Here is a 12,949-nt window from a genome sequence, read left to right on the forward strand (position 1 = left end):
AGGATTTTATATAACGGACTATCAGGTATCTGTGATGAAAAAAACTCTACTTTCCATTATAACCATGGCTGTATTTTCTAGTAGCAGCGCCTATGCTCAACCGCTAAATAAAGATATTCATGTTGAGACTGAAATCCACTCAAAAGTAAGCTTGAGCAAGGCTAACGACAGTGAACTCAATAATATCACACTTAGTTATGATACTAATAATAACGACGGAACACATACTCACCAAGAAAACATTAAAATAAAAGCCAGCGGCGCTAACAAGGTTAAAATTGCACTTCTGGAAGACTTTTCCTTGAAAAATGGGAAAAATGATACGTTTACCCATCACCTAATAACAATAGATGGTAAACAATTACAGTCTCCGGTTAATATCCTTGGCGGTGCGCGACAATTAAATCAATTCTTTGATTTAATTAACAATGAAGCCATTCTTGAACTAAAAATAAGCGCTAAGGAACCTCAAGGTGCTGTCGCTGGAGAAATATATTCAGGCATTGCCAAGTTTGTTATTGAAGAACATATCTAATTAAGTAAAACATCATAACTTCCTTATATTTAATACATACAGTCAGGAGGTAACATCCTGACTGCATGCTCCTTTTGAAAAATATATAACGCAATGGTGTAACCAGAGCCATTAAAATAAAAAATATATCATCCAAGGGAGTAAGCATGTCGCCATAGTTATCAATGGAATGGAATCCAATGACAAAAAAAACAATAATAAACCAGGCCACTCTGTTTATTTTATCGGTTGCAGCATTTAATGTAGCTCACGCCGAAGATATAACTTTTGAACATTTAGTTCCCGCCGGGTTTTCCGCCGTGGAAGAACATAACACCCTGCAATTGCTCGGTATATTAGACGGAGTAACCTTACCTAGCCCATTATTCTTTTCAGATAAAAAGCAACAGTTAAGCTTCGACCAACAGCAATATCGTGATAACCATATTGATGAACAATCCATTATATTATTAGAGCGTATTCTACCTCAAATACCTTATTTACAGTGCCAAAATGGCTGTGACTATATCTTATCAGGCCATCGAATTACCGTAGATAAAGTTAATCATGTGGTAACAATAACCAATAACAGCAATCACTATCTAATGCCGGTAACCTCCTGGGGGGTGGTACATAATCAATTCGTTGACCTGCGCATAACAGCAAAAAATTACCGCGCAGTTTCAGCCAGAGGGCAAGGATACCTCGGTCTGCCCTTCCAATCTTTTGGCTCTGCCAATTGGTTTTATAATACCACTCGCATGAAGAATAATGGCTCATTCGCAAATCAACCGCAATACTGGCAACAGACCCAAATGGGCATTGGCAGTTGGTATCTGCAAAAGAACTTTCAGGCACACTATTTACGGGCTGGCCGGCAAAACAACCTGGATAATAGCGCGGGTAGTATTCATACCCTGATCAATCCAGCCTTAGACCAATTCATAACACTGGGTAGCCAAAACTATTTGGCCATTGATAAGCCCTCGGCAGGTAGTTTAGTGCTATATGCCACCAGCGATGGTGATTTTGAAATTTACCGTGATAACCAACTCATCCGCCGTATTCCCGCGCAACTGGGGCGCAATGAAATTGATTACAGCCAACTGCCGGGCGGCTATTACAACGTTGAGATTCGTTTAGTGGATCGCACCGGGAAAGTGATCAATCAGGACAGCCAAACCATCAGCAATATCGGTACACAAACTAATAATGGTTGGTTCCTTACCCTAGGTAACGGCGCGATGCGTAGCAATAATCACCCTCACCTGATGCAATTTGGCCGCAGCATGAATCTTAACAGCCTGCAAACCACTATTACGCTACTTAAAGACACCGCCAAACACTGGGCCGTCGAGGGTAATGCATCTCGCCCTTGGAACCTGTTTGATGTTGATCTCACCCCCACGTTGGGTCTGATGTCTGGCGAAAAACACAGTGGGGGATATTTGCGCCTGACGGGTGGGAATTCTGGTCTGGGGTATGCATCCGTAGCCCGTTACCAAACACCGGATGTATCAATATACGCGCCTAATGATGGCAGCACATCGGCTTCTTATAGCCGTCGTTTTGGGCCAACCCAACTGAGTTATCAATTCAATCAATATAAAAATAGCAAACAACATCGTATCCAAAGTCGCTGGGACTGGCGGCAACCACAATTTGGGCTGGCCCTATCCCTCGGGGTACAAAAAGGGGGGCAATGGAGCAGCCAAAATAATTACGGAATCTTCCTCAATACCAGCCTATCCCTGCTCAAAAGTAGCGCCAGTATCAATAGTGCCTATGCCCAGCAGACGCTGACTACCAGTGCCAGTTATCAAAAAGAGTTTAGCGATAACTATGGCACCAGCGCCTTCGGTGTTGATGGCAGTACCAGCGGTAAAACAAACAGTTTCGGCAGTTTTGCTAATCGCAGCGGCAGCAGAGGAGACGTCTCTGTACGAATGGGGGTTGATAACAAAATAGCCAACGGTGGCATCAACTATAACAGTATGCTAGCCATCAGCCCGCAAGGGATAGCATTAGGCCGCAGCAGCTACAGCGGAACCGCATTACTGATAGAGACACCCAACTTAGCCGACACGCCCTACAGCTTCCGCGCCGAAGGTCATCCGATAACGGGTAACGGTATTTATGTAATACCGGTTCCCCGCTACCAAGACCGTTTCTTTGTTCGGACTCATAATGACCGTAGTGACATAGATATGAATATTCAGTTGCCGGTCAGCATCGTCCGCGCTCACCCTGGACAAGTATTTTCGAGCAAAGCCAATATCACACTGAACCTGCTTTACAGCGGTTTTTTCAAAGACCCGCACGGGCAACCTGTTAGCGGAGTTATCCATGAAACGGGCGACACCGTTCACCCTAATGGCCTGTTCTCCATTAACTCAGATGTCATGCTAAAAAACATCACTGTCCAAGGCCAATTCACCCGTTACCGCTGCGATATGCGCCAGCAACACGATCACATTTACCTTTGTCATTTGGATTAATACCGACAGGAATAGTTATGAAATACGCTTATTTATTCTCCACTATCGCCTTACTGCTGGCCTCAATTACCGCAACCTATGGGCAATTAATGGCTATCCCTACCCGCACCACAGTCGAAGCGTTGGATCAGCATCGAACCGTGCAGGTTTATAACAGTGGTGATAAACCGCTTTATCTGGATATCACGTTACAACGAGTGGATAACCCCGGAGTAACCCCGGAACAAAAGACACTAATAAGTGATATCAGCCAACCTGAAATGATTTTTAACCCTAACCGGATCACCTTAGGGCCAAAGCAGAAACGTGACATTAAGTTATTGCCTTTAAAATCTCCGGCTCAAGAAACCCTATATCGCCTTTATATCAATCCAGTCGTTGATATTAAAGCTGTCGGGAATAGTGAAGACAAAAACAAAATCCACACACCAATGACCATCAGTATTGGTTATGGAGTATTGGTTCATCATGTGCCGCCCTTGGCCGCTCAAACTCGTCACTGGCAACATCAATGCTTGCCGAGCGGTACTCTCACGCTGACCTCCATCGGCACAGTCCATAGCAAATTTACGCAATTGAAATCAAGTAATAACCCAACCCTAACCGACAGCCTGAATCTGTATCCCGGCATACCAGTCAGCCTGTCAGCCTGTCAGCCAAACAACTTAGCGGTGAAGCCGATAATGAAACCTTTACTGTTCGTTGCGACTAGTCTTCTGCCACTCGGTACTTTGGCCGCAATAGATATTCAGCCACATGTCCTGGAAATCCAACAGGAGAGTACGGTGGTCACGGTAATCAATCATGGTTCAGAACCTCAGTACGTCACGGTGCAACTGTATCGACTCAATAACCCAGGTGAGTTACCTGAGCTGGAGTCACTAACCCCGGTCGGCGAGCAACCGCAACCCACGCTGTTTGCTGCTCCAGCAAAACTGACTCTTGGGCCAAAACAGAGCGGGAAAATATTTCTGAAAGCACTTAGCACACCTGATAAAGAGCAGGTTTATCGATTAGCGGTGACTCCGGTGCATAACCGGAACGTCAACGGTAATGGTGCTGTATTGGGTGTGCAACTAAGTTATATGGGGCTGGTTAGGCACCTACCTGACGCCCTGCAACCCCAATGGTCGCACCGCTGTATTAACGGAGCCGTGGAATTACACAATACCGGCAATATCCGTCTACAGTGGCACCAATTAGCGGCCCAAGGGCAGATTATCAATGATTTTAATCTTTATCCCGATCAGCATCGGCAACTGGCAGCCAGGCATATTAACGGGATGGTTGAGGATAAAACGTTTAACTTGCGATGCTCAGCGGGTTAAAGATAAGGAACATGATGAACATAATCAAAATAGTCGTCCTATCCCTATTACTTCCCTTGCAGGTTAAGGCAGATGCTATTCCATTGGGAGGTATTGAAGTCAAATTAGATGTGATTACACAACCTCTAATTAAGGTCGAAAAACCAGGGGGTGGTTGGTACAACCGTATCCAACTAAAAAGTAATGTAGAAAATCCCTCGATTTATCAGACGGAAGTCCCGATAACCGTAAAATTACACGAGCAAGATGGATATCGTATCTCAGTGAAAAACCCGCTGATACTCACCCGCCACGCAATTATTTTGCGTGGCGTTACTCAGCAGGGTCATCCAATGGTGTCTAACATTCAGGATCATCAAGAGTTCTCTCCTGCTGAAATACGCTGGGGAAGTGATCACACCAATCTACGCCTATTGTCGGCCATCCCCGAAACATTTTATGTCGATAACAGTACAAGCCGTCAAACCAGCACTCACTATTTATTGCAGATTTCCGCACAGGCACCTCGCGGGAAAAATACTGCGGGAAAATATCACGGGCAATTGACATTATTGTTTGAAACAAATAGCTGAAAAAAATAACTGACAGTCATGGAGAGACAATCAAGTGAAGGTTAAAAATAAACTATTCTTTATGGGGTTATTGTGGTTGATAATACAACCAATAGCGATAGCCAACCCCTACTTCTATCCCTATATCCAGCGATATTCTAACTGTTCTATAACAGTATTAGAAGATAATAGCGTGCAGGTTTCTTTTCGCGCTCATCATGCGGACACACCATTTGACCCTCATAAAATACAATATAATCAGGGTAGGGGTAACATCCCTAATAGCGAAGCCATTACATTGACCCCAAATCAAGCCATGCTCTCTATTTATGTTTATAAAACTGATGGTACGCCAGATTTAAGCATTCCATCTCATGCTATTAGTGATATTTATCTCAATGGAATTAACCCCATCAGTACGAACAATAATACTCAAAACATAAAATTTGATGGAGGCTCAGATGTATTTAGCAATACATACTATGATGTGTCGTTCAGAATTGCTGCTAATGCTCTTCAATCTATCAGAATAGGTGCAACAGTGGGTGGCGTACTTAATATAGGTGAACAGCAGTATTCTTTATTTTCATCAAATGGTGTCTCTTTTGGCTCATCAGGTAAACAATGCGCACATTTCTATCCCCAGACTAGCGGGGCACCCGATGAGATGACAATTGACCCTAAATTCAGTCTATCACCAGCAACATGGCAATTAGGGGCGATTCAACTGGATGAACTACTCAATACAGATACCCATTCAATAAATCACGAACAGGTTGAGTTTTGTATTAATTACCAAACAAGGGGGATACGAGAGACGGCTAAGTATAATATACAGATCAACAATTTGAATGGGTTATCCCCAAATAGTAATTACTTCCAATTAAAAGATGGTGATAAAGTTATTCATTACCAGATAGAGCAGTTCAACTACGATGGTTCCGTCGATCAATTCCCCAATAGTTACGGTCGCATGATGGAATTAGCAACCCTGCACCAAATACCAGAGCAGTCAGTAAATGAAAATATTTGCTTCAGTGCCGAAATTAACCTCTTTAGCACGGAGACAACTGATAAAGGCAGCTATAGCGACACATTGAATTTTACCATTACGCCTTTATCATAAAGCTTATCCGATAACTGGGGACTCATAATAAATAAGGCCCGATAACGGGCCTTACCTTACCATCCAACATTAAAACAACCGAATACTTAACCGCCCAAATAAGCGGAGCGTACCGCTTCATTCGCCAGCAAAGCAGCACCCGTATCTTCCAGGACAATGCGGCCATTCTCCAGCACATAACCACGGTCTGCCAATTTCAAAGCCTGATTTGCGTTCTGCTCAACCAGGAAAATGGTCATCCCCTCTTCCCGCAATTGTTGAATCGTATCAAATATTTGCAGAATGATGATCGGTGCTAATCCTAATGAAGGTTCATCCAACAGCAGCAATTTTGGCTGGCTCATCAGCGCACGGCCTATCGCCAACATCTGTTGCTCACCACCTGACATGGTTCCGGCGCGCTGAACACGCCGTTCAAACAACCGTGGGAACAAATCATAAACCCGTTCAATACGCTGCTGGTATTGCTGACGATCGGCAAAAAATCCCCCCATCGCCAGATTCTCTTCAACGGTCATACGCGCAAATACTCGGCGGCCTTCCGGCACAATAGCAATCGCCTCACGCATAATGCGCGCAGTCTGCCAGTCAGTAATATCCTGCTCACCGAAAACAATACTGCCCTCAGTCGCGCGTGGCTCGCCACATAATGTTCCCAATAGTGTAGTTTTACCCGCACCGTTGGCACCAATCAGCGTAACTATCTCACCTTGTTGAATATGTAGACTAACCTGGTGCAATGCCTGAATTTTGCCGTAATGGGCTGAAACTTTATTAAATGACAACATACTATGTTTATCCCTCGCCCATTTTCCATTTAGCTAAAATAAGGTTACTCACCCAAGTAGGCCCGAATCACATCCGGGTTATTGCGAATTTCTGCGGGTATGCCTTGTGCTAACGGTGTTCCCTGATTCACCACATAGATACGATCAGAAATCCCCATCACCAGTTTCATATCATGCTCAATTAACAGCACCGATACCTGATGTTGATCACGCAACTCCATAATCAACCGATTCAGTTCATCAGTTTCTTTCGGATTCAAGCCTGCCGCCGGTTCATCTAACATCAATAACTCAGGACGGGTCACCATACAACGAGCAATTTCCAAGCGCCGTTGCTGACCATAGGACAGATTCCCTGCCTGTCGATTGGCCAAGTCCAATAGCCCGACACGCTCCAACCAGGTTGCCGACCGTTCCAACGCATCAGCCTCTGCACGCCTAAAGCCCGGCGTTTTCAGCAAGCCAGCAAAAACACCACTTTTGAGATGCTGATGCTGAGCTACCAGCAGATTCTCCACCACCGTCATCTCACGGAACAACCGCACGTGCTGGAAAGTCCGAACCACGCCCATACGAGCAATCATCTGACCAGGAAGCCCTTCAAGATGACGATCACGTAACTTAATGGTGCCGCCAGTTGGACGATAAAAACCGGTCAGACAGTTAAAAATGGTGGTTTTGCCAGCCCCGTTCGGGCCAATCAGCGAAACAATCTCGCCTTGATTGAGGGTTAAACCAACGTTGTTCACCGCCAGTAACCCACCAAAGCGCATCGACAGTCCCTCAACGGCTAACAAAGGTTGCGCACTCATGCTTGATCCCCCTGCTTAGCCTTAATATCTGCCACTTTTAGCTTCAACTGTGGCCGTTTCATTGGCAGCAAACCTTGTGGACGCCATATCATCATCAATACCATCAATGCACCCAACAGCAACATACTGTAAGCATTAAGATCACGCATTAATTCGCGCGAAACCACCAAGATTACAGCAGCCAAAATGACAGCGAATTGCGACCCCATCCCGCCTAATACCACAATCGCCAGCACGAAAGCCGACTCAACAAAGGTGAAGGACTCCGGGCTGACAAAACCCTGTCGGGCGGCGAATAATGTGCCAGCAAAACCGGCAAATGCAGCACTGATGGTAAACGCTGTCAGCTTGATTTTGGTTGGGCTGAGGCCCAGTGAACGGCAGGCTATTTCATCTTCGCGTAGTGCTTCCCATGCCCGTCCCAACGGCATACGTAGCAACCGGTTAATCACAAACAGGGTCAGAATCACCAATAATAACGCGACCAGATAGAGGAAAATAATGCGGTCACTAGGATCATAAGCCAAGCCAAAGAAATTGTGGAAGGTATCCCAACCCTCGCCTTTCGCAGTGCGGTTGAACTCCAAACCAAATAATGTTGGTTTAGGAATTTGGCTGATACCGTTCGGGCCGCCAGTAATTTCCGTATTGTTGAGCAGCAAAATACGGACAATTTCACCGAAACCCAGTGTCACGATAGCCAGATAATCACCACGTAGCCGTAATACCGGGAAACCCAGTAAGAAACCAGACAGTGCCGCGACTATCCCCGCCAGTGGTAAACTCTCCCAAAAGCCAAAACCGTAATAGTGATTCAACAGAGCATAGGTATAAGCGCCAATGGCATAAAACCCACCGTACCCCAGTACTAGCAGGCCCGATAGCCCAACAACGACATTCAAACCTAGCCCCAGCATGACGTAAATCAGTGTCAGGGTGGCGATATCTACCGAACCTCGAGAGACCAGAAACGGCCAGGCGATAGCGGCAATAATAATTGCTGCGGCTAATAACTTCTGCCGAGGTGTGGTGCCATCAAAGCTAGGTAATACCCATGCAGGACCAGAGATTTTTTTTATACTTTGCTGTATGAGCGGACGCACCAGTTGGAAGCAAAAGACCACAAGACAACCCGCGCCAATCCACAGCCAGCGAACTTCTGCCGCACCTTGTACGATAAGTTTGGTGCCATCTAACTGCAACTGCAATCCCATCACAAACGAGGCCAGGACGAGCAGAACAAAACTGGAAATAATGGCGTTAACGAAGTTGAGTTGTTTCATACTTTTTCAACCTCCGGACGGCCTAAGATCCCCGTAGGCATGACTAACAGCACAACAATCAGAAGTCCGAATGAGACTGCATCTTTGTATTCTGTACTGAAATAAGCAGAAGTCAGGGCTTCAGCCACACCCAGAATCAAACCACCGATCATCGCGCCTGGAATACTGCCGATACCGCCCAATACTGCTGCAGTGAAGGCTTTCATACCGGCCATAAAGCCGATATATGGGTTAATCACACCATAGAACTGGCCAAGCAATACGCCCGCCACCGCGGCCATTAGTGCCCCGATAACAAAGGTCAGCGAGATAACCCGGTCAGTATTAATGCCCAGCAGGCTGGCCATTTTCAAATCTTCAGCACAGGCCCGGCACGCCCGCCCCATACGGGAATAGCGGATAAACAGTGTTAAGGCCAGCATCGCCAAGAAGGTGACTATCCAAATAGTCAGTTGCATGGTGCTGATGGTCGCAGCAAAACCGTTGGTTTCGGCTAAGGTCCACTGACCAGTCACCAAACTCGGGAGCGCCAGATCACGCGAGCCTTGCGTCAGGCTGACGTAGTTTTGTAGGAATATAGACATCCCGATCGCTGAGATCAGTGCGATCAAACGTTTGGAGCTACGAACCGGTTTATAGGCCACCCGTTCAATACTCCAGCCATAAGTACTGGCGATCACTATCGAGACGAGAAAAGCAGATCCGATCAATAACCAACTGGCGTCGATCCCCACCATCATCAATGCGGCGATCACGATAAATGAAACGTAGCTGCTGATCATATACACTTCGCCGTGAGCGAAGTTGATCATGCCGATAATGCCGTACACCATGGTGTAACCAATGGCGATCAGCGCATACGTGCTGCCCAACGTAACCCCGTTGAACATCTGTTGCAGAAAATAAAGAAACTGCTCTGACATACCCTAACCCTTTGATTCACTTGTCTGGCTGCCCTAGACAACTGCGCCTTATCTACTGTGTGCAGAGAGGAAGTCCCCCCGAAAGCTGGGGGGATGCAGTTGGTAAAAGGGGCCGGATTGCTGCAACAGCAACCCTAAAACTTGATAATTCTAATATTATTGTTATTTGACTGCGGTAGAAGAACCGTCCGCATGCCATTCAAAAATACCGAACTCAAACCCTTTCAGATCGCCTTTATCATCCCAGCTCAATGGCCCCATCACTGTTTCAACCGGCTTACCGGTTTTCAGATCTTTGACCAAATCAGCGGGTTCCTGACTGCCGCTACGTTCCATAGCCGTGGTCAGCGATTGCAGTGCCGCATAGGTAGTCCAGACGAATGGGCCAGTCGGGTCCAGTTTTTTCGCTTTCAACGCATCAACAATAGGTTGGTTAGCAGGAACCTGATCATAACGTTTAGGCAGTGTCACCAGCATACCTTCAGAAGCGTCACCGGCGATGTTAGACAGTGAGGAGTTACCCACTCCCTCAGGACCCATAAAGCGTGCTGTCAGGCCCGCTTGCTTAGCCTGGCGTAGAATTTGCCCCATCTCTGGGTAGTAACCACCGAAATAGACGAAATCAACGTTCTCTTTCTTCAGACGAGCAACCAAGGTGGAGAAATCTTTATCACCCGCAGTCACACCCTCAAACAACACCGGTTCTGTACCTTGCTTTTTCAGGCTGTCACGGACCGATCGCGCCAAACCTTCACCGTATTGCTGTTTATCGTGTACCACCGCGATACGTTTAGGTTTAATAGTTTCAAGGATATATTTGGCCGCGGTTGGGCCTTGATCGGAATCCAAACCGGTGGTGCGCATGATCATTTTGTAACCACGAGTGGTCAGATCAGCGTTTGTCGCCGCAGGGGTAATCATGATCACGCCTTCATCTTCATAAATATCTGAAGCAGGCTGAGTTGAAGAAGAACACAGGTGGCCGATAACATAACGGATACCGTCGTTAATCACCTTGTTAGCAACAGCTACCGCTTGTTTCGGATCGCAGGCGTCATCGTATTCCACACCAACCAGTTTATCGCCGTTGATGCCACCTTTGGCGTTAATATCAGCAATAGCCTGACGTGCACCGGTAAATTCCATGTCACCATATTGGGCAACTGGACCAGACATCGCGCCAACAATGGCGACTTTAATGTCTTTCGCCAGTACAGAATGGCTCATTGCCATAGCGATACACCCAGCCAGCAACATTTTACCTTTTGTTAATTTCATCCGCGAATTCCCCATCTGTCATTGTGAACGTGCTTATTGTGTTGGTCTTAACGTTTTATTCATATGTAATAATGATTTAGTCTGAAAAGTGATATTTTTTCTAATAAGACTTTATTTTTCATGCCATTAAACAGGAGTTTTATGCTGCAAATCAACTGAGACAAGCAGAAACAAGCGGTGTAAACAGCATAAAATTAGGATTAAATTGAATGGGTTTTAGGCAATTGCTAGTGAGTTGTGCTGGTTATGTGAACTTTTACTCGGGTAAAACTCGGAAAATGCAGTAGTGAAAAAACATTTTCACCCATGAACGTACAGAAAAACTTACACAACTCTCTGGCCGGTGATCTAGTACAATAAACCACAGCCTTATTCCCCTTATATTTTTGTGGTCTATCGACGATGAAATTGACAATTGAACGATTAACAACCCTTACTCATCAGGATCTTATCGATTTAGCGAAGATTTGGCCTGAGCAACAGCCCACAGCCTGGCAACAGTGGATCACCGAAGGTAAGCCGCTGTTTGCTGCGCGTTTTAATGAACGTCTGTTAGGTGCGGTTAAAGTTACTGTTGACGGTCTGCAGGGGGAGCTGCAGGATTTGTGTGTCAGAGAAGTGACGCGCCGTCGCGGTGTGGGATTATATCTAATTGAAGAAACGCTGCGCCAGCTACCAGTAGTGCAATATTGGCAATTGCAGGATACGCAGGTGACCGCGGCAAACAGTGAAGCAATGGATGGCTTTATGCGCGCCTGTGGTTTTAGCCGCGGCACGCGGGGCTGGCAGCGATAATAACAGCGCTGGTTTCACCAACGCGAATGCCAGAAAAGCAAAAGGGCGATAATAATATCGCCCTTTTTATCAGTCATACAGCATTTGTATCGCTGTATTAGGCCTCAATCGCCATTCGTAATTTTTTCATCGCATTCTTTTCAAGCTGACGAACACGTTCAGCAGATACGCCATACTGATCTGCCAGTTCCTGCAATGTTGACTTGTTGTCATCGTCCAGCCAACGAGCACGAATAATATGCTGGCTACGTTCGTCCAACCCTTCCATCGCATAAGACAGTTTATCTGCCGCGTGGTTATCCCAGTTATCCTCTTCGATGCCGTCGGCAAAGTCAGAGGTTTTATCCTGCAAATACAGGACGGGTGCCATAGATTGGCCATCACGAGCTTCGTCATCTGGAGATGGATCGAATGTCATATCCTGCGCGGACATGCGTGATTCCATCTCGCGAACATCTTTACTGGTCACACCCAGTTCTTTGGCAACCAGCTCCACTTCATCCTGATTAAACCAACCCAGACGCTGCTTGGTTTTACGCAGATTGAAGAACAATTTACGCTGAGCTTTTGTGGTCGCAACTTTTACAATCCGCCAGTTACGCAGAACATATTCGTGAATTTCTGCTTTGATCCAGTGTACAGCGAAGGACACCAGACGTACCCCGACTTCAGGGTTAAAACGACGAACCGCTTTCATCAAGCCAATATTACCTTCCTGAATAAGGTCAGCCTGCGGCAAACCATACCCGGAATAGTTGCGGGCAACATGAGCGACAAAGCGCAGGTGAGACAGGATAAGCTGTTTAGCCGCCTCCAGATCGCCCTGGTAATGCAGCCGTTCAGCCAGCTCCCGCTCTTCCTCTGCAGTCAGCATCGGATAGGTGTTGGCAGCCCGAATATAGGCTTCCAGACTACCTTGGGGTACTAAGGCTAAAGTTTGCATTTCTTTGGTCATTCAAAACCCTCTCATTGCTTGTTTATACCTGTCATTTTTCAAACTGCGGGTGTATTGGCGGCTCTTACTTGCCACCTTCCTGCACCTTGAAATCTATT

Annotated in this window: 12 protein-coding genes and 1 pseudogene; 7 read left to right on the forward strand and 6 right to left on the reverse strand. The window is 46.2% G+C overall.

Annotation, left to right across the window (positions count from 1 at the left end; genetic code table 11):
* The first annotated feature begins 34 nt into the window (after positions 1-34).
* From AEP37_RS03650 to AEP37_RS03675, 6 genes and pseudogenes are all read left to right on the forward strand, one after another.
* Positions 35-535 carry a CS1 type fimbrial major subunit gene (locus AEP37_RS03650; RefSeq protein ID WP_049610046.1) on the forward strand — a complete coding sequence of 167 codons (501 nt, stop codon included), beginning with the start codon at positions 35-37 and terminating at the stop codon, positions 533-535.
* 164 nt (positions 536-699) lie between these two features.
* Entirely contained in the window at positions 700-3,012 is a 2,313-nt protein-coding gene (locus AEP37_RS03655) for a TcfC E-set like domain-containing protein (protein WP_082170673.1), read from the forward strand.
* Between the two features lie 17 nt (positions 3,013-3,029).
* Positions 3,030-3,724: pseudogene (locus tag AEP37_RS03660) on the forward strand (pilus assembly protein).
* Complete coding sequence (locus AEP37_RS03665) at positions 3,696-4,340, forward strand: hypothetical protein (RefSeq protein ID WP_049610341.1); 645 nt, start codon at positions 3,696-3,698, stop codon at positions 4,338-4,340. Before AEP37_RS03660 ends, AEP37_RS03665 begins: the two are co-directional and overlap by 29 nt.
* Positions 4,341-4,354: 14 nt before the next feature.
* On the forward strand, positions 4,355-4,912 hold the full coding sequence (locus AEP37_RS03670) for a hypothetical protein (RefSeq protein WP_049610049.1): 558 nt from the start codon (positions 4,355-4,357) through the stop codon (positions 4,910-4,912).
* A 34-nt stretch (positions 4,913-4,946) separates the two neighbouring features.
* Positions 4,947-6,017: a hypothetical protein gene (locus tag AEP37_RS03675; RefSeq protein WP_049610052.1), complete on the forward strand. Its 1,071-nt coding sequence runs from the start codon at positions 4,947-4,949 to the stop codon at positions 6,015-6,017.
* A gap of 86 nt (positions 6,018-6,103) precedes the next feature.
* Here AEP37_RS03675 and livF read toward each other — a convergent pair whose 3' ends face one another.
* The 5 genes from livF to AEP37_RS03700 all read right to left on the reverse strand — a co-directional run bounded on the left by livF (position 6,104) and on the right by AEP37_RS03700 (position 11,101).
* Positions 6,104-6,805, reverse strand: a complete 702-nt coding sequence (gene livF, locus AEP37_RS03680) for a high-affinity branched-chain amino acid ABC transporter ATP-binding protein LivF (RefSeq protein ID WP_049610057.1) — start codon at positions 6,803-6,805, stop codon at positions 6,104-6,106.
* Positions 6,806-6,849: 44 nt separating this feature from the next.
* Positions 6,850-7,617, reverse strand: a complete 768-nt coding sequence (gene livG, locus AEP37_RS03685) for a high-affinity branched-chain amino acid ABC transporter ATP-binding protein LivG (protein ID WP_049610060.1) — start codon at positions 7,615-7,617, stop codon at positions 6,850-6,852.
* Entirely contained in the window at positions 7,614-8,900 is a 1,287-nt protein-coding gene (locus AEP37_RS03690; protein WP_049610065.1) for a high-affinity branched-chain amino acid ABC transporter permease LivM, read from the reverse strand. The genes livG and AEP37_RS03690 overlap by 4 nt, the downstream gene beginning before the upstream one ends.
* Positions 8,897-9,823 (reverse strand): high-affinity branched-chain amino acid ABC transporter permease LivH, encoded by a 927-nt coding sequence (gene livH, locus AEP37_RS03695; protein WP_049610069.1) that lies wholly within the window; start codon positions 9,821-9,823, stop codon positions 8,897-8,899. The genes AEP37_RS03690 and livH overlap by 4 nt, the downstream gene beginning before the upstream one ends.
* Before the next feature lie 162 nt (positions 9,824-9,985).
* Complete coding sequence (locus tag AEP37_RS03700; protein ID WP_049610070.1) at positions 9,986-11,101, reverse strand: branched-chain amino acid ABC transporter substrate-binding protein; 1,116 nt, start codon at positions 11,099-11,101, stop codon at positions 9,986-9,988.
* 402 nt (positions 11,102-11,503) lie between these two features.
* On the opposite strand from AEP37_RS03700, the gene panM reads away from it, so the two are divergent.
* Positions 11,504-11,896, forward strand: coding sequence for an aspartate 1-decarboxylase autocleavage activator PanM (gene panM, locus AEP37_RS03705; RefSeq protein WP_049610072.1), 393 nt, complete (start codon positions 11,504-11,506; stop codon positions 11,894-11,896).
* 97 nt (positions 11,897-11,993) lie between these two features.
* Here panM and rpoH read toward each other — a convergent pair whose 3' ends face one another.
* Positions 11,994-12,851: an RNA polymerase sigma factor RpoH gene (rpoH, locus tag AEP37_RS03710; RefSeq protein WP_049610075.1), complete on the reverse strand. Its 858-nt coding sequence runs from the start codon at positions 12,849-12,851 to the stop codon at positions 11,994-11,996.
* Positions 12,852-12,949: the final 98 nt, after the last annotated feature.

Origin of the sequence: Yersinia pekkanenii (assembly GCF_001152565.1) — a bacterium.
Taxonomy (GTDB): Bacteria; Pseudomonadota; Gammaproteobacteria; order Enterobacterales; family Enterobacteriaceae; genus Yersinia; species Yersinia pekkanenii.